This is a genomic window from Allobosea sp. NPDC003192, from assembly GCF_050275675.1.
Taxonomy (GTDB): Bacteria; Pseudomonadota; Alphaproteobacteria; order Rhizobiales; family Beijerinckiaceae; genus Allobosea.
Map to the genome: position 1 here is coordinate 149405 of NZ_JBNNPK010000008.1, position 22543 is coordinate 171947.

The following is a 22543-nucleotide window of genomic DNA, read 5'->3' on the forward strand; positions in this document are numbered from 1 at the left end:
GCCTGATGAAGCGTTTTCTCCTTCTTGTCCTGATCGCCGGGCTGGCGGGTGGCGGGTATTACGGCTACCGCTACCACTACAAGGCGCCCAACCAGCAGGCGCAGGCGCAGGGTGTCGCCGGCGCGCAGAGCCCTGCCATCCCGGTCGAGGTCGGGACGATCGAGCTCACCTCCGTGGCCGAGGAAGTCGAGGCGCTCGGAACGCTGGCGGCCGACGAATCCGTAGTGATCGCTCCCGAGATCGCGGGCCGCGTCGTCTCGCTCGGCTTCAAGGAGGGCGAGCGGGTCAACAAGGACCAGCCGCTGGTCATGCTCGACACCGCCATCCTGGATGCGGAGCTCAAGCAGGCGCAGGCCGACCTTTCGCTGGCGCGCGACACCTATGACCGCAACCGCTCGCTGGTGCAGCGCGGCGCCGGCACGCAGGTTGCGCTGGAGCAGGCGACGGCGCAGCTCGCCTTGCAGGAAGCGCGCCTGCAACTCGTCCAGGCCAAGCTCGCTCTGGCGACGATCAAGGCACCGTTCACCGGCGTGGTCGGCCTGCGCGCGGTCGGCGTCGGCGACTATGTCTCGATCGGCAAGCAGTTGATCACACTGACCAACATCGACCCGATCAAGGTCGATTTCCGCGTGCCCGAGATCTACATGACGCAGCTCAAGGTCGGCCAGCCGATCCAGCTCAAGGTCGACGCGGTGCCGGATCGGCCCTTCGCCGGCAAGATCTTCGCGATCGATCCCGTCGTCGACGTCAACGGCCGAGCGGTCAAGCTGCGCGCCACCGTGCCCAATGCCGACCTCGTCCTGAAGCCCGGCCTGTTCGCCCGCGTCACCATCATGGTCGACAAGCGCGAGAATGCGCTGGTGATTCCGGAGACGGCCGTCGTGCCGGATGGTCTCAGCAAGACGGTCTTCATCGTCGAGAACGGCAAGGCCAAGCGCCTGCCGGTCGAACTCGGCAAGCGCCTGACCGGCAAGGTCGAGGTGGTCAAGGGCCTCAAAGCCGGCATGCAGATCGTCACCGCCGGGCAGATGCGCCTGCGCGAGGGCGCGACCGTCGCGATCAAGGAGCGGACCGTGGTCCAGACCAGCTCGCTGCCGGGCGCCGTGCAGCGATGAGCCTGTTCGAGCTCTTCGTCCGCCGGCCGGTCCTCTCGACCGTCCTCAGCCTGCTCGTCGTCCTGATCGGTTTCGTCTCCTATACGCGCCTGACGGTGCGCGAATACCCGAACATCGACGAGCCGATCGTCTCGGTGCAGACGACCTATCGCGGCGCCAGCGCCGAAATCATCGAGACGCAGGTCACGCAGATCCTGGAGAACTCGATCGCCGGCATCGAGGGCATCGAGATCATCAACTCGACCAGCCGCCAGGAGCGCAGCCAGATCTCGGTGCGCTTCCGGCCCGACGTCGATCCCGACGTCGCCGCCTCCGATGTGCGCGACCGCGTCAGCCGCGTGCGCGGCCGCATGCCCGACGAGATCGACGAGCCGATCATCGCCAAGGTCGAGGCCGATGCCCAGCCGGTGATGTATCTCTCGCTGACCAGTTCGCGGCATTCGCCGCTGGAGCTCACCGACTTCGCCGACCGCTTCATCGCCGACCGTGTCCAGAACATCACCGGTGTCGCCGAGGTTCGCATCCTCGGCCAGCGCCAATATGCCATGCGCATCTGGCTCGATCGCGCCAGGCTTGCCGCCTACAACATCACCGTCCAGGAGATCGAGGCGGCGCTGAGGGCGCAGAACGTCGAGATTCCCTCCGGCCGGATCGAGAGCAACGACCGTGAATTCACGGTGCTGTCGCAGACCAGCCTGAACACGCCCGAGCAGTTCCGCGAGATCACGGTCAAGGACGCCAACGGCTTCCCGGTCAAGCTGCGCGACATCGCCAAAGTCGAGCTCGGTGCGCGCGAGGAGCGCAATGCCGCCTGGTTCCGTGGCAATCCCTCGGTGACGATCGGCATCGTCAAGCAGGCGACGGCGAACCCGCTCGACGTTTCCGCCGGCGTCGTCGCCGCGCTGCCGAGCATCCGCGAGGACCTGCCCGACGGCATGGCGATCGCGACCTCCTACGACACCTCGATCTTCATCGATCGCTCGATCAAGGCGGTCTACACCACGATCGGCGAGGCGGTCGTCCTCGTCGTCCTGATCATCTTCCTGTTCCTGCGCTCGCTGAGGGCGACGCTGATCCCGCTCGTCACCATCCCCGTCTCGCTGATCGGCGCCTTCGCGCTGATGTACGCAATGGGTTTCACGGTCAACACCCTGACCCTGCTCTCGATGGTGCTCGCCATCGGCCTCGTCGTCGACGACGCGATCGTGGTGCTGGAAAACATCCACCGCCATATCGAAGACGGCATGGAGCCGAACAAGGCTGCGATCAAGGGCATCAACGAGATCGCCTTCGCGGTGGTCGCGATGACGCTGACGCTGGTCGCGGTCTACGCGCCGATGGCGTTCTCGACCGGGCGCACCGGCAAGCTCTTCGTCGAGTTCGCGCTGACGCTGGCCGGCGCGGTGCTGGTCTCCGGCTTCGTCGCGCTGACGCTGACGCCGATGATGTGCGCCAAGCTGCTGAAGCATCACGAGAAGCACAACTTCGTCTATAATATCCTGGAGCGCTTCTTCGAGGCGCTCGCCCGCGGCTATCGCAGCTCGCTACGCTTCGCGCTGTCGATCCGGCCGGTCATCGTGCTGCTCGCGCTCGGTGTCGCCGGCGGCAGCTGGTGGTTCTTCACCAATCTGCGCTCGGAGCTCGCCCCGGTCGAGGATCGCGGCACGATCACCGCGATCGGCGTGGCGCCGGAAGGCGCGACCATGGCCTTCACCGCCGACTATGCCCGGCGGGTCGAGGATTATTTCAGCAAGATCCAGGAGGTCGAGACCTATCTCGTGATCGTCGGCTTCCCCGACGTGACGCGGGCGATCGCCTTTGCGCGCCTCAAGCCCTGGGAAGAGCGTCATCGCAAGCAGCAGAACCTCGTCGCCGAGATCAACAAGGGCCTGTCGCAGATCCCGGGCATCCGCCTCTTCGCGACCAACCCGCCTTCGCTCGGCCAGGGCGGCGCCAACAGCAAGCCGGTCGAGTTCGTGCTGCGCTCTTCGGACCCTTACGTCACGATCAAGGAGAACGTCGACAAGCTGATCGCCGAGGTCCAGGGCAATCCGGCGCTCACCAATATCGAGACCAACCTCATCCTCGACAAGCCGCAGATCAAGGTCTCGATCGACCGCCAGCGCGCCGCCGATCTCGGTGTCGGCGTCGACGTGATCGGGCGCACCATGGAGACGCTGCTCGGCGGCCGCCAGGTCACCCGCTTCAACATGAACGGCGAGCAGTACGACGTCATGCTGCAGGTCGCCGGCGCCGAGCGCAGTACGCCACAGGCGCTGCAGTCGATCTATCTGATGGGCCGCGGCGGCCAGGCGGTGCAGCTCTCCAGCCTGGTTCAGATTGAGGAGAACGTCGCGCCCAAGGAGCTGATCCGCTTCAACCAGCTGCGCTCGGCGACGATCACCGCCGTGCCGGGGCCGGGCTATTCGCTCGGCGATGCCTTGAACGTGCTCGAGCAGGGTGCCGCGAAGGTGCTGCCGGCCTCGTTCCAGACCGACTATTCCGGCCAGAGCCGCGAATTCAAGCAGTCGGGCTCGTCGATCCTGCTCGTCTTCCTGCTGGCGCTTGGCTTCATCTATCTGGTGCTGGCGGCGCAGTTCGAGAGCTTCGTCGATCCCGTCGTGATCATGGTCTCGGTGCCGCTCTCGATCACCGGTGCGCTGGCGGCGCTCTACTTCTCCGGCGGCACGCTCAACGTCTACAGCCAGATCGGCCTGATCACCCTGGTCGGCCTGATCACCAAGCACGGCATCCTGATCCTCGAATTCACCAACCAGCTGCGCGAGGAAGGGCACGAGATGATCGACGCCCTGGTCGATGCGGCGGAACTGCGCCTGCGGCCGATCCTGATGACGACGGGCGCGATGGTGCTGGGCGCGGTGCCGCTGGCGCTGGCGGAGGGAGCCGGTGCCGAGAGCCGCTCGCAGATCGGCTGGGTCATCGTCGGCGGCATGACCTTTGGCACGTTGCTCACGCTCTATGTCGTGCCGGTGGCCTATAGCTACATGGCGCGGACCAAGCACGGTTCGCGCCACGCGCCCGCCGAGGCGCATCCGCAGCCGGCGGAATGATCAGCGATCCGGGTAAATGATCAGCGATCCGGGTAGAGGATATCCGGATAGCCCATAGCGGAAACCTCTATTCGCTTTCACCGCCGCCCGACGCTAACCGTCGCGGCGGCGGCGCCCAATGAGCGAGAACTCAGGCAGCCGCCCGTAACTTGAACGGGAGGAATGGCATGAGGATCGGTTTCTGGCTCAAGGCTGCGGCGTTTGCTGCCTGCATGACGAGCGCGATCGCGCAGGCGCAGACTTTTCCGAGCAAGCCGGTCACCATGCTGATCCCGTTCGCCGCGGGAGGTCCCACGGATGTGGTTGGGCGTCTCGTCGGCGAGCATATGAGCCGCACGCTCGGCCAGCCGGTGATCATCGAGAATGCGGTCGGCGCCGCCGGCACGCTCGCCGGGCAGCGCCTGATGGCCTCGCCGGCCGATGGCCACGTCATCCTGATTGGCCATACTGGCACGCATGCCGCTGCCGTCTCGCTCAACCCGAACCTGAAATACCGCCCGGTCGAGGACTTCGCTCCCGTCGGGCTGGTCAACACCAACCCGATCTTCCTGACCGTGCGCAAGACGCACCCGAGCAGCACGCTCAGCGAGTTCGTCAGCTGGGTGAAGGCGAACGAGAAGGCCGCGAGCAACGCCCATGCCGGCGTCGGCTCGGTCAGCCACACCACCTGTCTGCTGTTCAACACCGTCGTCGGGGTGAAGCCGAACGGCGTGCCCTATCGCGGCACCGGCCCGGCGATGAACGATCTCGTTGCCGGCCAGGTCGATTATCTCTGCGACCAGGCGGTGAACGTCGCTCCGCAGCACCGTGCCGGCACGATCAAGACGCTCGCCGTCGCCTCAACCGCCCGGGCGACCGCGCTGCCGGATGTGCCGACCAGCACGGAAGCGGGCGTACCCGGCTTCAAGGTCGAGGTCTGGAACGCGATGTTCGCGCCGAAGGACACGCCTGCGCCGGTCGTCGCCAAGCTGAACGGGGCGCTGAAGGCAGCGCTCGCCGATGCGACGGTCAAGGCCAAGCTCAACGAGCTCGGCGCCGAAATCCCCTCGGCCGAATTGCAGGAGCCGGCTGGACTACGTTCCTTCGTCGGAGCCGAGATCGAGCGCTGGGCTCCGATCATCAAGGCGAGCGGCGTCAAGATCGAATGAGGGCTATTGCAGCCTGACCGAGACGCTCTCGCTCGCGCCGGCGGCATCGATCACCGAAATCCGGACGAAGCCCCTGCCGGGCGGCTGCCAGGCGGCCTCGCGGCGCTTCACCGCCGCCAGCACCGGCGCGCCGTCGACCAGCCAGGTGAACGGCGCGATGCCGCCGGAGACCTTGAGGTTGAGCTGCGGGGCGCCGTCGACCGAGGAGGCGGCGAGATCGATCTTCGCGCCCTCCGGCGGGAAGGCGAGCTTGAGGCCGGGCGTCGCCAGCGCGGCGACCGTCTTGGGCACATCCTGGCGCAAATGCCGCAGCGGCGGCGGCAGCGTCGCGCTGCTGGCGGTAATGGTGCCGGGCGGTTGCATGAAGGGGTGCGGATCGAGGCCGATGCGGGCGAAGGCGTCGAACAGGATCGGAGCCGCGACCACGCGCCCGACGAGGCCGGGCACCGCGCCATTGTCGGGGCGGCCGACCCAGACGCCGATCGTGTGCTTGCGGTCGAAGCCGACGGCCCAGGCATCGCGATAGCCATAGGAGGTGCCGGTCTTGTAGGCGATCCGGCCCGGCGGAGCATTGAGCGGCGGCGGCGCGCCGAGCAGCGTATCGGCGACATACCAGGCGGCGACAGGCTCGACGAGGCGCAAGGGCGGCTCGGCCACGCCGCTCGCCGGCTTCACATGCAGCGGCACCACCTCGCCGCCGCGGGCGAGGCCGACATAGAGCCGGGTCAGGTCGGAGAGGGTGATGCCGAGGCCGCCGAGGCCGATGGCGAGGCCCGGTGCGCCGCCATCCCTGGGCAGGGCGATAGCGGCGCCGGCATCCTTCAACCGCGACAGGAAACGCTGCGGGCCGAGAGCCGAGAGCAGTTCGACCGCCGGCAGGTTGAGCGAGAGCTGCAGCGCCTTGCGGGCGCTGACCATGCCCTGGAAGCCGAGATCGAAATTCTCGGGGACGTAGAGGCCATAGCGGGTCGGCCGGTCCTCCAGCATGGTCTCGGGATGGGCGAGGCCGTTGTCGAAGGCGAGCGCGTAGATGAAGGGCTTCAACGCCGAGCCGGGCGAGCGCAGCGCCTGAGTCAGGTCGAGCGAGCCGGCGCGCCCGGCGTCGAAATAATCGACGCCGCCGACCGAGGCGCGGATCTCGCCGGTCTCGTTGTCGGCGACGAGGATGGCGATCGAGAGCTGCGGCCCCTGGCCGATGGCGCGCTCGCGGGCGAGCTGCTCCAGGCTAGCCTGCCAGCGCGCATCGATGGTCAGGCGCTGGCTGCGCTGTTCCGGCGCCTCGGCGACGATCTGTTCGGCGGTGTGCGGGGCGAGATTGGGGAAGGGCTTTCGGGCGGTCGGGATCGGCTCCTCGCGCGCTGCGGCGACCTCGTCCGGCGTCGCAAGTCCCGCGGCTTCGACGCGCGCGAGCACACGCTCGCGGGCCTTGCGCGCGGCCTCGGGGAATCGGTCGGGCCGGCGCGTCTCCGGCGATTGCGGCAGGGCGACCAGCAGTGCGGCTTCGGCGGTCGAGAGCCGTTTCGGCTCCTTGCCGAAATAGGCGAAGCTCGCGGCGCGCACGCCTTCGAGATTGCCGCCGAACGGGGCGAGGGTGAGATAGAGGTCGAGAATCTCGGTCTTGCTGAAGCGCCGTTCGAGCTCGACCGCGCGCACCGCCTGCCTGAGCTTGGCCGGGAGCGAGCGCTCCTGGCGCGGTTCGAGCAGACGGGCGACCTGCATGGTCAGGGTCGAGCCGCCGGAGACGATGCGGCCATTGCCGAGCATCTGCGCGGCCGCGCGCAAGGCACCGAGCGGGTCGATGCCGGCATGATCGTCGAAGCGCTTGTCCTCGAAGGCCTTGAGCATCGAGAGGTAGCGCGGATCGACATCGTCGACACCGACCGGCAGCTTCCAGCGCCCGTCCGCCGTGACGAAGGGGCGCAGCAGCTTGCCCTCGCGGTCGAGCACCACGGTCGAGCGATCGCGTGCGGCGGTGAGGTCGAGCGGGGGGAGGGTGGAGGCGTACCAGAAGAGGGAGGCGGCGGTGGTCGCGGCCAGCGCGACGACGCCGAGGCCGGCATAGGCGAGCCGGCACGGCCAGACGCGCCTCCCTTCTCCCCTCGGGGGAGAAGGTGGCAGCGCGAAGCGCTGACGGATGAGGGCGGTCCAGCCTGCGACAAGCCCACCATCTGTCGCGCTGGCCCTCACTCCATCCCTCTCCCCCGAGGGGAGAGGGGGCTCTGTCGCGCTTGGCCTGTCGTGCGGCGCGCTCACCTCAGACCTACCGCGCCGACGTGATCTCGATCGTGCCGAAGCCGGTCCGGCCGAAACGATCGGGGCGGTACATGTCCTCGATCACCGCCGCCGGCGCGACATAGCGGCCGGGCGAGACGGCCCTGGCGATATAGGCGACCGTGTAGCTCAACGGATCGTTCTTGCCGCCATAACGCTGGAACGCCGCGACGAAGCGGTCGTCGCGCGCCTCGGTATGAACAGGCGAGACCTCCTGCTTCAGCCAGTTCAGGCCCTCGACCGAGGCGCCCTCGGTCAGCTTGGCGTTCTCGATCTCGAGTCCGGCCGGGACGGGGTCGACCAGCAGCAGGCGGCCATAGCGCGCCGCCGGCTCGGTCACCTTGAGCGCGACGACATAGCGCTCGTTCTGGCGCAGGCGCGAGGGATCGACGCGCTCGCCCTTCATGGTGAAGAGTGTGCGCTCCAGTCCAAAACCCTGGTTCAGCGCGGGCTCCGGCGTCGCCGGGATGCCGGAGACGGTGATCACCGCATTGGCCGAGGCGGTGCCGGGATTGCCGATGACCAGCGGCTTGGCTTCCAGCGAGGCCTGCGGGATCGTGCGGTAGAAGGCGCCCTTGCGCTCGGTGCCGTCGACGGTCAGCGTCAGGCCGTCGGCATCCTTGGCGATGGCGGCCGCGGCCATCGCCATCCACATGTTCTCCTGCGTCGAGGTGTAGCGCGCGTTCTGGCGGGCGTTCTGGACGATGTCGGCGGCGCGAGAGAGATCGGCGCGCTCGCCATTGCTCTCGGCGATCAGGGTGAGGATGCCGGCGCCGTCGCGCAGCCGCGAGCCGTAATCGGCGCGCGACAGACCGTCGTCGTTGGCTTGTTGAAGCGTCCCCAGCGCGCTGCTGAAAGCCGCGCGGCCGCGGGTGCGGTCGCCGAGCAGCGAGAGCGCGGCGCCGATCTGGGCGCGAGCCAGCGGCGAGCCGAAATCAGCGAGCTTGTTGTCGGCGAGATAGCGCAGGTCGCCCATCACCGGCCGCCCGTTCCGGGCGAGCACGTAGAGGGCATAGGCGATGCCGGCCGCCTCCTCCTTGTTGATCTCGCTGGTGTTGACGACCTGGTTGCGCAGGCGATCGAGCGCCATGTTGAACGCGGTCTGCGGCACCGCGAACTGGCGCTCGCGGGCACGGGTCAGGAAGTCGGTGACGAAGGCGTCGAGCCAGAGATCCTCGCCGCCGACGCTCCACAGGCCGAAGGAGCCATTATTGCCCTGGCGGGCGAGCACGCGCTCGATCGCGGCGGTGACGCGCTCATCGGCATTGCCGTCGAGCGCCAGCTGCTGCATCGAGGCGAGCCGGTTGACGACCAGCAACGGCAGCGCCCGGCTGATCGTCTGCTCGGTGCAGCCATAGGGGTAGCGGTCGAGCGCTGCGAGGACAGCCGCGACATCGAGCGCCGCGACCGGCGAGACCGAGACGGAGACCGCACCGGAATCCGGCACGAGATCGGCCATCAGGTCCGATGAGACCGTGAGCGAGCCACCGCCCGGGATCGGTCTGACGATCCGGCGCGCGATCGTCTGGGTCGAGGGCTGCACGCGCACGGCGAGGTTCTGCACCGTGCCGATGCCGTTCGGACCGGTGACCTTCACGTCGAAGGAGGCGCGACCGATGCCGGCGGCGGTGACCGGGATCGTCAGCGAGCTCTTGGCACCGACAGCCATGGTCATGCTGCGGCGGGTGGCGTCGGCAGCGACGACGACCGGGCCCTTGACGTCGAGGTCGACGAGATAGGAACCGGCCGGCCCCTCGACATTGTCGATCTGCAGGTGGAAGCGCGACTGGTCGCCGAGCGCCAGGAAGCGCGGCAGCGTCGCCTGCGCTACGATCTGGTCGCGCACGAAGACGTCGGCGCTGGCCTGGCCGGTGCGGCCGGCGCTCCAGGCGACGGCCATCACGCGGACCGAGCCGTTGAAGGCCGGCAGTTCGAAATCGACCTTGGCGGTGCCATCAGGCCCGAGCTTGACCACGCCGGAATAGCGCGCCAGCGGCTCCTGCGTCGGCGCCTCGCCATTGAGCTGCGGGGCGGCGTCGCCGCCGGAGCGGATCGCGCCGCGCACGCCCTGCATGCCGTCGATCAGATAGCCGTAGAGATCGCGGAGCTCATGGCCGAGCTGACGCTGGCCGAAGAAGTACTTGCTCGGATCGGGGCTCTCGAAGCGGGTCAGGTTGAGGATGCCGATATCGACCGCCGCGACGGTGATGAAGGCTTCCTCACCGGCCCTGGCACCTGCCACCTTGACCGGCAGCGACAGCGTCGAGAGCGGGCGCACCAGATTGGGCGCGCCGAGATCGATGGCGAGGTTGCGCTCTTCCTTGCCGACGCTGAACCAGGCGAGGCCGATGGCGCGGCCGGGCATGCGCTGCGCGGCCGTGTCCATCGGGCGGTGGGCGAGCACGACGAGATAAGCGCTGGCGCCCCAGTCCGATTTGGCGGGGATGGTCACGGTGGTGCCATTGGCCGGCACGTCGACGGTGCGGATCTCGGCGACACGGTCGCTCATCACCGCCAGCGTCGCCTTGCCGGCGAAGCGCGGCGTCAGGCGCACCTGCATGCTCTCGCCATTGGCATAGGACGGCTTGTCGAGGGCGACGTCGAGCACATCGGGCTGGTCGGCGGTCTTGTCGGTCTCGTAGCCGACATTGAAGGAGACGCTGGTCTCGGTCGCCTCACCGCCGTCGGCGCTGACGTCGAGCCGGTAATTGCCCCATTGCACGGGGGCGGCGATGCGGGCCGGGGCGTTCTCGGCGACGGCGATCTCGCCATCGGCGACACGGCGGGTCGTCTTCACGCCCTCATAGTTCCAGCGGCCGTCCTGGTAGAACCACTGATAGTTGCGGGTGACCTTGGACAGCGTCCATTTCACGCCCTGGCGGGCGATGCGGCGCCCGTCGCCCTGGGCCATGATCACGTCGAAGCTCGCGGTCTGGCCGTTGCCGAGCTCGCCTTCCTTGAAGGTCTTGCGCACGCCGATGGCGGCGCCCTTGGGCACGATCGGCAGGGTGACCGAGCGGGCGATGGCGCGCCCGCCGGGCTCGCCGACGCGCACGGTCAGTTCGACCTCGAGTGGCCGGTTGGTCTCGGGCTGGGCGACCGGGTTGGCGATCGTGACCTTGCCGTCGGCGCCGGTCTTTGCGGCGTCCTCGAACTCGCTTTGCTGCGGTTCGAAGGCCTCGTCGGTCAGGCCGACCTCGTAGCCGGAGAAGCCGGGGATCGCGGTTTGCGCCGCCGAGCGCACGGTCATCGAGCCGGTGACGTCGAGATCGGAGCCGGGCGCGCCGTAGAGATAGCGGGCATTGACGTCGATCTCCGCGGGCTCGCCGGCCTGCAGCACCTGCTTCTTCGGCGCGAGGGTCAACTCCAGCCGCTCGGGGACATAGTCCTCGACCAGGAAGGAGATCTCGCCGATCGCGGCGCCCTTCGGATCGGAATAGGCCTGGACGCGCCAGGTGCCGGTCTGGGCGCCGGAGATCAGCGGGATCGAATGGGCGCGGCCGCCGGCGCCCTGGTCCTCGACCTGGCGGCGGCGATACTCGACGCCATCGGGCCGCCTGACGACGAGGGTCAATGGCAGGCCGGAGACGGCGGCGCCCTTGGCGTCGCGCAGCAGCGTCGTCAGATAGACGGTCTCGCCGGAGCGATAGACGCCGCGCTCGGTGTAGAGGAAAGCGTCGAGCCCGGCCGGGGCGACACGGCCCTTCACGCCGCGATCCGACAGATCGAACGCGGTCTGCTTCAGGTCGAGGAAGCCGTAATCCTCGCCGAGGCCGGCGGTGACGAGGCCGGGCGCATTGCCGCCCTGGCCCTTGGCCAGCGCGGCGTCGAAGCGGGCGTAGCCGTTACTGTCGGAGCGGACGGTCGCCAGCACCTCGTTGTTGCGGGCGATGAGGCGCAGTTCGGCATTGGCGACGGGCGAGGCGTCGGCGAGCGAGCGCACCAGCACATGCACGCCATCAGGCCCGGAGAAGGAGGTCAGGCCGAGATCGGAGACGACGAACCACTGCGTCGCGCGGGTGGTGCCGTCGTAGTCATAGTCGCCATCGCCGTCCGAGGTGCTCGCTGCCTTCGTGCCGGTCGGCTTGGCGAACATGACGTAGACGCCGGGCTGGAGCCGGCCGACCGCCTCCAGCACAGGGAAGGCGGTGGTGACGTCCTTGTTGAGCTCGGACTTCACCGCCATCGTGCCCTTCCAGACGCTCGAACCCTTGTCCGAGGCGATCTGGCTGGCGTTGTAGCTGCCGAGCTGGCTGAGGAAGTCGTCGGAATGGACCGAGCCGATCAGGTTGCGGTCGCCGATGCGCATCACTTCGAGATCGAGGCTGTCGGCATTGACCGAGACGACCGGCACGCCCTGCTGGCCGGTGCGCGGCAGCACATAGTTCTTGCCGGTGAAGCGCACCGATGGCGCGCGATCGCGGACATAGACCTCGTAATCAGCCGATTTCAGCAGCTTCTCGTCGGGGAGCGCCGAGGGCACGCCCTGGCGGATGACGAAGCCGTAGCGCTCGCCATGGCGCAGGCCGTCGACGCAGAGCTGGCGATCCTCGCCGCTGACGGCGAAATCGCCCTTGCCGGTGATGGCGACGTAGGGCGCGAAGTCGACGCCGCTGCGCGCCAGGGGGTCGGAAAACTGGAAGCAGGCGCGCGGGCTCGCCGCGTCGGAATCGACCTTGTTGGAGAGCAGGCGGAAGCCGCGCTGGGCCCGCAGCGCCTCGTAGTCGGCGCGCAGCGAGGCGTTGTCGGAAAGGTCGAGGCTGAGGCGATAGGTGGTCAGCGCCGGGCGCCAGAGCTCGTGCTTCTCGAAGACGCGGGCGAGCACGCCAAGCGAGGAGGCCTCGTCCGGACGCGAGGTCGAGCGCTGATAGGCGAGATAGGCTGAGCTGATCGCGCGCTCGCGCAGTTCGTAGCGCTCGCGATAGTCGCGCGGCTCGATGCCGCTCGCCGCCTGCGCCATCAAACGCCAGCCGCCGGGATTGGCGGGATCGGCGACTGCCGCGGCATTGGCGAGCGGGAGTGCTGCACGGGCATCGCCGCGATTGAGGGCGGCGGTGCCGTCGCGCAGCAAGGTGGCGAAGGGGCGCTGGCCGACCGAGACCTCGCGCTTCAATCGCTCCTCCAGGCGCTGGCCGTCGCTGGCGAGATCGGGCCGGACATAGGCCTTCTGAGCGAAAGCAGGTCCGGCGGCGACAGTCAGGCCGAGCAGGAGGGCGAGACGGACGAGATGGCGCATGGCTCGGTCTCCGAGAGGCGGGCGGCCGGATAGTTGCCGCGGCAGGCGTCGACGCGATGACGGGTCATCACGTTGCGCTGCGCGAAGCTAGCACCCGGCGCGTCGGGCGCAACTCGGCTTGCGATCGGTTGAGCCCTTCTCGCCTCTCGCTGGTGCGTGCCGGAATGGGCTCTGCCCTTCCTCCTTGGGGGGAAGGGCATGGGGATTGGGGGGCGAACGACCGGGCGCGATGTCGATTGTAGGAGCGGAGCTGATTGATTGGCCAAGATCGAGTTCAGACTTTGCGCCCCCCACCCCTATCCCCTCCCCGCAAGGGGGAGGGGTTTCCCGCGCTTGTCACCCTTGTGCTCAAAATGAACAGGCTGGTCTTGCCTCTGCGGCAAGCCTGACGCTGAATGGCGCCGCGTCGCGGCGCGGTCTGGATGAGGAGAAGGTCGTGCTCAAGGTTTCCTCTTGGATCGGTATTGCCGGTGTTCTTGTCTGCCTGAACGCCGCACAAGCGCAGCAGCCTGCCGATCCGCGCCTGGCCGCGGCGACGCAGGCCTATGCCGCGCTGCCGGAGGCTGAGCGCAAGGCGATCCAGTCCGACCTGATCTGGACAGGGCATCTCAACAGCGCCGCCACCGGCAATTTCGGCCCGCTGACCTTCCGCGCCGTGAACAGTTTCAAGGCCGGACGGGGCCAGCCCGACGGGCAATTGACCCCGGCTGAGCGCCAGGAACTGGCGCGAATCGCCAAAACGGCGCGCGATGCGGCGGGCTTTACCGTGATCACCGACCAGCCGACCGGCGTGCGCATCGGCATCCCGCAAAAACTCCTGCCGAAGCGCGAGGCGACGCCGGCCGGAGGCAGCCGCTGGCAGAGCGCCGACGGCAAGATCACGCTCGACGTCAACGCGGGACCCGCGAGTGAGCCGCTTCCGGCCATCTTCGAGCGTGCCATTGCGGTCACGCCTCATGTCCCGCGCCGGATCACCTACAAGCTGTTGCAACCGACATTCTTCGTCGTCGCCGGCGAGACGCGAGACGGGAAATTCTTCCGGCGCCAGGCGCTCGGGCCGTCGGGTCTGCGCGGCTTTTCTGTCGGCTACGACAAGGGCGTCGCGGCGACCTTCGACAAGGTGGTGACCGCTATCGCCGACAGTTTCGAGCCATTCCCGAGCGGGGCGGCGCCGGCTCCCGCGCCGACGCCTGCAGCGCCCGGCGCCCCCGCCGTGGCAACGACCCCGGCACAGCCGGCGACAGAGCGCTTCGGCGTCGGTCTCGTCATCGGCAGGGAACTGGTGCTGACGGCCCGCGCCGCTGTCGATCCCTGCAAGGGGCTCAAGGTTGGATCGCGCCCGGCGAAACTGCGGGCGCAGGATCAGGCGAGCGGGCTCGCGCTGCTCGACGTGCCCGGGCTCGCCTCCGGCACACTGCCGGGGCTGCGCGAAAGCGCGCCCGCCACGAAAGAGGCAGTAGTCGTGCTCGCCTATGACGGAACGGCCGCCTCGCGCACCGCGGTCGCTTTGCCCGGCGAGGTGATGAGCGATGCCGTGCTTGCGCCCTTGCAGCCGGGCGGCGCGGGCAGCCCGGTCTTCGACCGGCAGGGCCGGCTCGCGGGGCTGGTCACCGCCAATCCCTCAGACAAGGCCCTGATCGCCGGGGTCGCGCCGCAGCGCAATCATGCGATCGCCGGAGTCGCGCAGCTCAAGGCGATGCTGGAGAAGGCCGACGCGAAGCCTGCCGCTACCGCAGCTGGCGGTGAGCTGAGCACCGGTGCGATCGCCGAGGCTGCCGGCAAGAGCGTGGTAGCGATCGCCTGCGGGCTCTGACACCAGCTGCGTGATCGTGCATACAGCATACAAAGACTGTTGCCTCGCCAGCGGCAATCGGTTCTGATAGCGAGAAATCAAGGAAGCCGCGCCGCCAGGCGAAGAAGCTTTCAAATTTTAAATCGATTGAACGGGGAGGAGACCATTATGAGCAGAATCAGCAGACGTTCGGTCCTCAAAGGCGCGGCGGCAGCTGGCGCGGCAGGGCTGATCACACGCCCGGCGCTCGGCCAGGCGCAATGGCCGAACCGGCCGGTGACCCTGGTCTGTCCCTGGGGTGCGGGCGGCGGCACCGACGCGACGGCGCGCATCGTCGCCTCGCTGCTCGAGAAGAACATGGGCCAGCCCTTCAACGTGGTGAACCGCACCGGCGGCTCCGGCGTCGTCGGGCATTCCGCGATCGCGACTGCAGCGCCAGACGGCTACACGATCGGGATGATCACCGTCGAAATCACGATGATGCATCATCAGGGCCTGACCGATCTCAACCCGACCAGCTACACGCCGCTGGCGCTGATGAACGAGGACCCGCCGGGCGTGCAGGTCTCGGCATCGAGCCCCTACAAGGACATCAAGGCGCTGGCCGAGGCGATCAAGGCGGCGCCGGCCGGCAAGTTCAAGGCGTCCGGCACGGGCCAGGGCGGCATCTGGCACCTGGCGCTGATCGGCTGGCTCGTCGCCATGGGCCTGAAGCCCGACCATGTCGCGTGGGCGCCGTCCAACGGCGCCGCACCGGCCATGCAGGATCTGGCTGCCGGCGGCATCGACATCGTCACCTGCTCGGTGCCGGAAGCGCGCGCAATGATCGACGCCGGCAAGGCGAAGGCGCTTGCGATCATGGCCAAGGAACGCAATCCGCAATTCAAGGACGTGCCGACGCTGAACGAGACGCTCGGCATCAACTACTCGGTCGGCGCCTGGCGCGGCATCGCCGGTCCGAAGGGGCTGCCCGCCGACGTCCAGACCAAGCTGATCGCCGAGCTGAAGAAGGCCTACGACTCCAAGGAGTTCAAGGACTTCATGAACGCCCGCGGCTTCGGCATGACCTTCGCCGACCAGGCCGGCTTCACCAAGTTCATGGCTGATGGCGACAAGGCGATGGCGGCGGCGATGAACGCGGCGGGCCTCGCCAAGAAGGCCTGACCCGACCCTGCCACCCGTGAAGGGCCGGCCCCGCGCCGGCCCCGTTCCGTGCGAGGAGACAGCGCACGGGCGCTTGGAGAGATTGCCGATGCGCTTCAACGACGCCGTGATCGGAGCCGCGTTCATCCTGATCGCCGCCGCGATGATCGCGATGACCTTTTCGTTTTCCGCCTTTCCCGGCCAGCAATACGGGCCGAGCCTGTTCCCGCGAATTCTCGGCGCCGGCATCATCGGCTGCTCGGCCCTCCTGATCGTCCGCGGCCTGCGCGAGCGCACGGCCGGCGGGCGCTGGCTCCAGCTCGACGAGTGGACCGGCGTGCCGCGCCGCGTCGCCTCCTTCGCACTGATGCTCGGGGCGATGGCGTTCTATGTCCTGGCCTCGGAGCCGCTCGGTTTCATCCCCTGCGCTTTTCTGATCCAGCTCATCCTGTTTCTCTGGTTCGGCGTCAGGCCGATCACGGCCGTCGTGGTCGCTGTCGTCATGACCGGATTGGTGCACTGGTTCTTCTCGTCGCTGATGCGCGTGCCGCTGCCGCGCGGCATCCTCGACAGCGTGCTGTGAGGAGCCGGCCATGACTGCGATCGCAACCGCCTTCGGCCTGGTCTTCGACCCTTATGTGCTGGCCGTGATCATGGGCTCGGCCATCTTCGGCATGTTCGTCGGGGCGATGCCGGGCCTGACCGCGACGATGGCGACGGCGCTGCTGGTGCCGGTTACCTTCTTCATGTCGCCGGTGCCGGCGCTCGGTGCCATCGTCACCGCTACCGCCATGGCGATCTTCGCGGGCGACATCCCGGCGGCGATGCTGCGCATGCCCGGCACGCCCGCCTCGGCCGCCTATGCGGACGAGAGCTACGAGATGACCAAGAAGGGCCAGCTCGACCTGTGCATGGGCGTCAACCTGGTTTTCTCCGTGCTCGGCGGCATCTTCGGCGTGATCATCCTGGTCGTGCTCGCGCCGGTTCTGGCCGAGGTGGCGATCAACTTCTCCTCCTTCGAGTATTTTTGGCTCGCCTGCCTTGGCCTGACCTGCGCGGTCTTCATCGGCACCGGCGACCCGCTCAAGGGTCTGCTCTCGCTGTTCATCGGTCTCGCCATCGGCACGATCGGCATCGACCCGGCTGCTGGCCAGCCGCGTTTCACCTTCGGCAATGTCGACCTGCTCTCCGGCATCAATTTCATCCCGACCCTGATCGGCATGTTTGCGGTCTCCGAGCTGTTGCGCGGGGCCGTGACCATGGAGAAGTCCGGGATCATGGTGAAGCAGGCGGTCGGCAACATGTTCGCCGGCCTCGGCGCGGTGACGCGCAAATACTGGAAGAACTTCATCCGCGGCTCGGTGATCGGCACGGTGATCGGCGCCCTGCCGGGCGCTGGCGCAGATATCGCTGCCTGGGTCTCCTATGCAGTCTCGAAGAAGCTGTCGAAGGAGCCGGAAAAGTTCGGCACCGGCCATATCGAGGGCATCGTCGATTCGACCTCGGCCAATAATTCCGCACTCGGCGGCGCTTGGATTCCGGCACTGGTCTTCGGCATTCCCGGCGATTCGATCACCGCGATCGTGATCGGCGTGCTCTACATGAAGGGCATGAATCCGGGCCCGACCGTCTTTCTGCAGACGCCGGAGCTGATCTACGCCGTCTTCATCATCTTCATCCTTGCCAATCTGCTGATGTTCCCGCTCGGCTGGGCGGCGATCAAGTCCGCCAAGCAGATCCTGCGGGTGCCGCGCAACATCCTGCTGCCGATCATCCTGATCTTCTGCATGGTCGGCTCCTTCGCCATGACCAACTCGCTCTACGGCGTCGTGCTGATGGTGGTGATGGGCCTGTTCGGCTGGCTGCTCGAGGAACATGGCATCCCGGTCGCGCCGTTGATCCTCGGCCTCGTGCTCGGCGAGATGCTGGAGCAGAACTTCATGAGCTCGATGATCAAGGCAAACGGCTCCTTCATCGGCTTCCTCGATCGGCCTATCGCCGGCACGCTCGGCGTGCTGACCATGCTGCTCTGGGGTGCGATGCTGTGGAAGGCGCTGCCCTTCGGCCGGCGCCAGCCGGCGGCGGCGTGAGATTGCAGCCGGCGGCGACTGCTGCCGGCGATGATCCCGAATCAGTGCTAGAGACGGGCGCATGGACGATGCGCTCGACGAAGGGCAGGGCGGCGGCACGGTCGAGGTGCTGATCCCGCTCGGCCTCGACCAGGCCTATAGCTATGCCGTGCCGCCGGGGCTCACGCTCGCGCCGGGCGATGTCGTGCAGGTGCCGCTGGGGCCGCGCGAGACGGTCGGAGTCGTCTGGGAGGCCGGTTCCGGCCGCGGCGGCAATCTGAAGAAGGTCGTCGGCAAGCTCGACATGCCGCCGCTCGATCCGGCCCTGCGCAAGCTGGTCGACTGGGTCGCCTGGTATACGCTTGCCGCCAAGGGCTCGGTGCTGGCGCTCGCCTTGCGCCGCCCGCCCGACGACATGCCGGAGCGGCCCAAGCTCGGCGTCAGGCTGGTCGGTGCGCCGCCCACGCGGATGACGCCGGCCCGCGCACGGGCCATCGCCGCGGCCGAGGGCGGTTTGCTGATCGGCAAGTCGGCGCTGGCGGAAGCCGCCTCGGTCAGCACGGCGGTGATCGATTCGCTCGTCGATGCCGGCACCTTCTTGGTCGAGGCGCTGCCGCAGGAGGCGATCGCGGCACGGCCCGATCCTGACTATGCCCAGCCACAGCTCTCCGACGACCAGCGCGCGGTCGGCGATGCGCTGGCCGAGCTCGTGCGCAAGCAATCCTGGCAGGTCGCGCTGCTCGAGGGCGTCACGGGGTCGGGCAAGACCGAGGTCTATTTCGAGGCGGTCGCCGAGGCGGTCAGGCTCGGGCGTCAGAGCGTGATCCTGATGCCGGAGATCGCGCTCACCGCGCAGTTCATCGACCGCTTCGAGGCCCGCTTCGGCGTCCGGCCGGGCCTGTGGCATTCGGCGGTGAGCGGGCGCCGGCGCGAGCGCCTGCAGGCGGCGATCGCCAAGGGGGAGGCGCTGGTCGTGGCTGGTGCGCGCTCGGCCCTGTTCCTGCCTTATCGGGATCTTGGCCTGATCGTCATCGATGAGGAGCACGAGGCCGCCTACAAGCAGGAGGACGGCGTCGCCTACCACGCCCGCGACATGGCGGTAGTACGCGGCAAGATCGAGAACGCGCCGGTGGTGCTGGCCTCGGCGACCCCGTCGCTGGAAACCCGCGTCAACGCCGAGCGTGGCCGCTATATCCATCTCAAGCTACCCGAGCGCTATGGCGGGCGTGAATTGCCGACGCTCGGTCTGATCGACCTGCGCAAGGACAAGCCGGAGCGCGGGCGCTGGCTCTCGTCGCAACTGATCAAGGCGGTCGAGGCCAATATCGAGGCGAAGGAGCAGTCGCTGCTCTTCCTCAACCGACGCGGCTATGCGCCGCTGACGCTCTGCCGCGACTGCGGCCACCGCTTCCAGTGTCCGAACTGCTCGGCCTGGCTGGTCGACCATCGCTTCCGCCGGGCGCTGGTCTGCCATCATTGCGGCCATGTCGAGCGCAGGCCGCATGAATGCCCGGCCTGTCATCAGCCGGAGAGCCTCGTCGCCTGCGGGCCCGGTGTCGAGCGCCTGGCCGAGGAGGTCGCGACCCTGTTCCCGCAGGCGCGCTCGATCGTGCTGTCGAGCGATTTCCCGGGGGGAACCGAACGCCTGAAGCAGGAGCTGATGGCGGTGGCCGAGGGCGAGTTCGACATCGTCATCGGCACGCAGCTCGTCGCCAAGGGCCATAATTTCCCGGGGATGACACTGGTCGGGGTGATCGATGCCGATCTTGGCCTGACCTCGGGCGATCCGCGCGCCGCCGAGCGCACCTTCCAGGTGCTCAGGCAGGTCACCGGCCGGGCTGGGCGCGGCGAGAAGCCGGGGCGGGCGCTGCTGCAGACGCACGACCCCAATCATCCCGTGCTGAAGGCGCTGATCTCCGGCGACCCCGAGCGCTTCTATGCGGCGGAGACGGCAGCGCGCGAGGCCGCCGGCCTGCCGCCCTTCGGCCGGCTCGCCGGGCTGATCGTTTCGGCGAACTCGCAAGCCGAGGCCGAGACCCATGCGCGGGCGCTGGCGCGCTGCGCCGAGGCACCGGCCGGCGTCGCCGTGCTCGGCCCGGCCGAGGCGCCGCTCGCCATCTTGCGGGGACGTCATCGCATGCGGCTGATCGTGCGCACGGCGCGCGAGATCAACCTGCAGGATTACCTGCGCGCCTGGCTCCGGCGGGCGCCGCGGCCGAAGGGCTCGGTCAGGGTCGCGGTCGACGTCGATCCGCAGAGCTTCCTTTAGCCGGATTCGCATTGCGCGCCCGTGCAGGCCGCCGCGCCCTGCGCTGCCTGCTTCTTTCGACCGCATCCAAAGCATGTGGGGCGGGTATTTCGTCGGTTGCGCCCCCCGAAACCCCATGCTATCGCACCGCCGCAATCCAAGCGCCGCAAGCCCTGGAACGGGCTTGCCGTGCGCTTGATCATCGCAGCGTCGGGGCCGTGCACTCCACCTTCGTCAGAAGGTCGCCGGAGCGGTCCCCTGGAAGAGAGAGCGAGAGCGTGGCCGAGGGCGGATCGCAGGAACAGTCCCCAGTCTCGGGCGTGGCCGAGCGTTACGCGACGGCTCTGTTCGAACTGGCCAGCGAGGCCAAGACGGTCGACGCCGTCGCCAAGGACCTCGACGGCTTCGCCGCGATGATCGCCGAGAGCGATGACCTCAAGCGCCTGATCGAGAGCCCGGCTTTCTCGGCGCAGGATCAGGTTTCCGCCATCACCGCGCTCACCGCCAAGGCCGGTATCACCGGGCTTGCCGCCAACTTCATCGGTTTCGTCGCCAGCAAGCGCCGCCTCTTCGCGCTGCCGGGCATGATCCGCGCGTTCCGCGCCAAGGTCGCCGAGGCCAAGGGCGTCGTCAGCGCCGAGGTCACGCTCGCCGAGCAGCCTTCCGCCGCTCAGCTCAAGGACATCACCGCCGCCCTCAAGGAGGTTGCAGGCAAGGATGTCGACGTCTCGCTCAAGGTCGACCCGGCCATCATCGGCGGTCTCGTCGTCAAGATGGGCTCGCGCATGGTCGATGCGTCCCTGAAAACCAAGCTCAATTCTATTCGTCTTGCCATGAAAGAGGTCGGCTGATGGACATCCGCGCCGCTGAAATCTCCGCTATCCTGAAGTCGCAGATCTCGAACTTCGGCTCGGAAGCCTCGGTTACCGAGGTCGGTCAGGTTCTCTCCGTCGGTGACGGCATCGCCCGCGTCTACGGCCTCGACAAGGTCCAGGCCGGTGAGATGGTCGAGTTCGAGACGGGCGTGCGCGGCATGGCCCTCAACCTCGAGAGCGACAATGTCGGCGTCGTCATTTTCGGCTCCGACCGCGAGATCAAGGAAGGCCAGACCGTCAAGCGCACCGGCGCCATCGTCGACGTCCCCGTCGGCAAGGAGCTGCTCGGCCGCGTCGTCGACGCGCTCGGCAACCCGATCGACGGCAAGGGCCCGATCAAGTCCAAGACCCGCGCCCGCGTCGACGTCAAGGCGCCCGGCATCATCCCGCGCAAGTCGGTGCACGAGCCGATGGCGACCGGCCTCAAGGCGATCGACGCCCTGATCCCGATCGGCCGTGGCCAGCGCGAGCTGATCATCGGCGACCGCCAGACCGGCAAGACCGCCGTGGCGCTCGACGCGATCCTGAACCAGAAGCCGCTCAACGTCGAAGGCGCCCCGGAGAGCCAGAAGCTCTACTGCGTCTACGTCGCCGTCGGCCAGAAGCGTTCGACCGTCGCCCAGCTCGTGAAGGTGCTCGAGGAGCGCGGCGCGATGGAGTATTCCATCGTCGTGGCGGCCACCGCCTCCGACCCCGCCCCGATGCAGTTCCTGGCGCCGTTCGCCGGCTGCTCGATGGGCGAGTATTTCCGCGACAACGGCATGCACGCCGTGATCATCTATGACGACCTGTCGAAGCAGGCCGTCGCCTATCGCCAGATGTCGCTGCTGCTGCGCCGCCCGCCGGGCCGCGAGGCCTATCCCGGCGACGTGTTCTATCTCCACTCCCGTCTGCTCGAGCGCGCCGCCAAGATGGGCGACGCTGCCGGCAACGGCTCGCTGACGGCGCTGCCGGTCATCGAGACCCAGGCCAACGACGTCTCGGCCTACATCCCGACCAACGTGATCTCGATCACCGACGGTCAGATCTTCCTGGAGACGGACCTTTTCTACCAGGGCATCCGCCCGGCGGTGAACGTCGGTCTCTCGGTGTCGCGCGTCGGCTCCTCGGCGCAGACCAAGGCGACCAAGAAGGTCGCGGGCAAGATCAAGGGCGAGCTCGCCCAGTATCGCGAGATGGCCGCCTTCGCCCAGTTCGGCTCGGACCTCGACGCGGTCACCCAGCGCCTGCTCAATCGCGGCGCCCGCCTGACCGAGCTCCTGAAGCAGCCGCAGTTCTCGCCGCTGAAGATGGAAGAGCAGGTCGTGGTGATCTATGCCGGCGTCAACGGCTATCTCGACCCGCTCCCGGTCAACAAGGTGCGCGCGTTCGAGGACGGGCTGCTCTCGCTCGTTCGCGGCAAGCACACCGACCTCCTGAACGAGATCGGCTCCTCGAAGGACCTTTCGGACGCGAACGCCGCGAAGCTGAAGGGGATCGTCGAAGGCTACGCCAAGTCCTTCGCCTGATCATTGCGAGCGCAGCGAGGCAATCCAGCCCCGCTGCGCACCAGTTCTGGATTGCTTCGTTGTTGCC

12 protein-coding genes are annotated in these 22543 nt (G+C 68.1%); 10 read left to right on the plus strand and 2 right to left on the minus strand.

What is annotated here, in order from left to right; all coding sequences use genetic code 11:
- Window positions 1-5 precede the first annotated feature (5 nt).
- The 3 genes from ACQKLX_RS13330 (at window position 6) to ACQKLX_RS13340 (ending at window position 5334) form a co-directional block, all read left to right on the plus strand.
- Window positions 6-1115: an efflux RND transporter periplasmic adaptor subunit gene (locus tag ACQKLX_RS13330; protein WP_427362049.1), complete on the plus strand. Its 1110-nt coding sequence runs from the start codon at window positions 6-8 to the stop codon at window positions 1113-1115.
- Complete coding sequence (locus ACQKLX_RS13335; RefSeq protein ID WP_427362050.1) at window positions 1112-4186, plus strand: efflux RND transporter permease subunit; 3075 nt, start codon at window positions 1112-1114, stop codon at window positions 4184-4186. Before ACQKLX_RS13330 ends, ACQKLX_RS13335 begins: the two co-directional genes overlap by 4 nt.
- Window positions 4187-4353: 167 nt before the next feature.
- Complete coding sequence (locus ACQKLX_RS13340) at window positions 4354-5334, plus strand: tripartite tricarboxylate transporter substrate-binding protein (RefSeq protein WP_427362051.1); 981 nt, start codon at window positions 4354-4356, stop codon at window positions 5332-5334.
- A gap of 3 nt (window positions 5335-5337) precedes the next feature.
- Here the strand turns inward: ACQKLX_RS13340 and pbpC are convergent, their stop codons facing one another.
- Window positions 5338-7521 (minus strand): penicillin-binding protein 1C, encoded by a 2184-nt coding sequence (gene pbpC / locus ACQKLX_RS13345; protein ID WP_427362052.1) that lies wholly within the window; start codon window positions 7519-7521, stop codon window positions 5338-5340.
- A 73-nt stretch (window positions 7522-7594) separates the two neighbouring features.
- A complete protein-coding gene (locus ACQKLX_RS13350; protein WP_427362053.1) occupies window positions 7595-12841 on the minus strand; it encodes an alpha-2-macroglobulin family protein in 5247 nt (1748 codons plus the stop codon).
- Between the two features lie 436 nt (window positions 12842-13277).
- Between ACQKLX_RS13350 and ACQKLX_RS13355 the strand changes: the two genes are divergently transcribed.
- The 7 genes from ACQKLX_RS13355 (at window position 13278) to atpA (ending at window position 22476) form a co-directional block, all read left to right on the plus strand.
- On the plus strand, window positions 13278-14654 hold the full coding sequence (locus tag ACQKLX_RS13355) for a trypsin-like peptidase domain-containing protein (protein WP_427362054.1): 1377 nt from the start codon (window positions 13278-13280) through the stop codon (window positions 14652-14654).
- Window positions 14655-14801: 147 nt separating this feature from the next.
- Window positions 14802-15797, plus strand: coding sequence for a tripartite tricarboxylate transporter substrate binding protein (locus tag ACQKLX_RS13360; RefSeq protein WP_427362055.1), 996 nt, complete (start codon window positions 14802-14804; stop codon window positions 15795-15797).
- A gap of 88 nt (window positions 15798-15885) precedes the next feature.
- Window positions 15886-16359 (plus strand): tripartite tricarboxylate transporter TctB family protein, encoded by a 474-nt coding sequence (locus tag ACQKLX_RS13365; protein WP_427362056.1) that lies wholly within the window; start codon window positions 15886-15888, stop codon window positions 16357-16359.
- A 10-nt stretch (window positions 16360-16369) separates the two neighbouring features.
- Window positions 16370-17866: a tripartite tricarboxylate transporter permease gene (locus ACQKLX_RS13370; RefSeq protein ID WP_427362057.1), complete on the plus strand. Its 1497-nt coding sequence runs from the start codon at window positions 16370-16372 to the stop codon at window positions 17864-17866.
- Window positions 17867-17927: 61 nt separating this feature from the next.
- Window positions 17928-20114 (plus strand): primosomal protein N', encoded by a 2187-nt coding sequence (locus ACQKLX_RS13375; protein ID WP_427362058.1) that lies wholly within the window; start codon window positions 17928-17930, stop codon window positions 20112-20114.
- Between the two features lie 257 nt (window positions 20115-20371).
- On the plus strand, window positions 20372-20944 hold the full coding sequence (locus ACQKLX_RS13380; RefSeq protein ID WP_427362137.1) for a F0F1 ATP synthase subunit delta: 573 nt from the start codon (window positions 20372-20374) through the stop codon (window positions 20942-20944).
- Complete coding sequence (gene atpA / locus ACQKLX_RS13385) at window positions 20944-22476, plus strand: F0F1 ATP synthase subunit alpha (protein WP_427362059.1); 1533 nt, start codon at window positions 20944-20946, stop codon at window positions 22474-22476. Before ACQKLX_RS13380 ends, atpA begins: the two co-directional genes overlap by 1 nt.
- The last annotated feature ends 67 nt before the right edge of the window (window positions 22477-22543 follow it).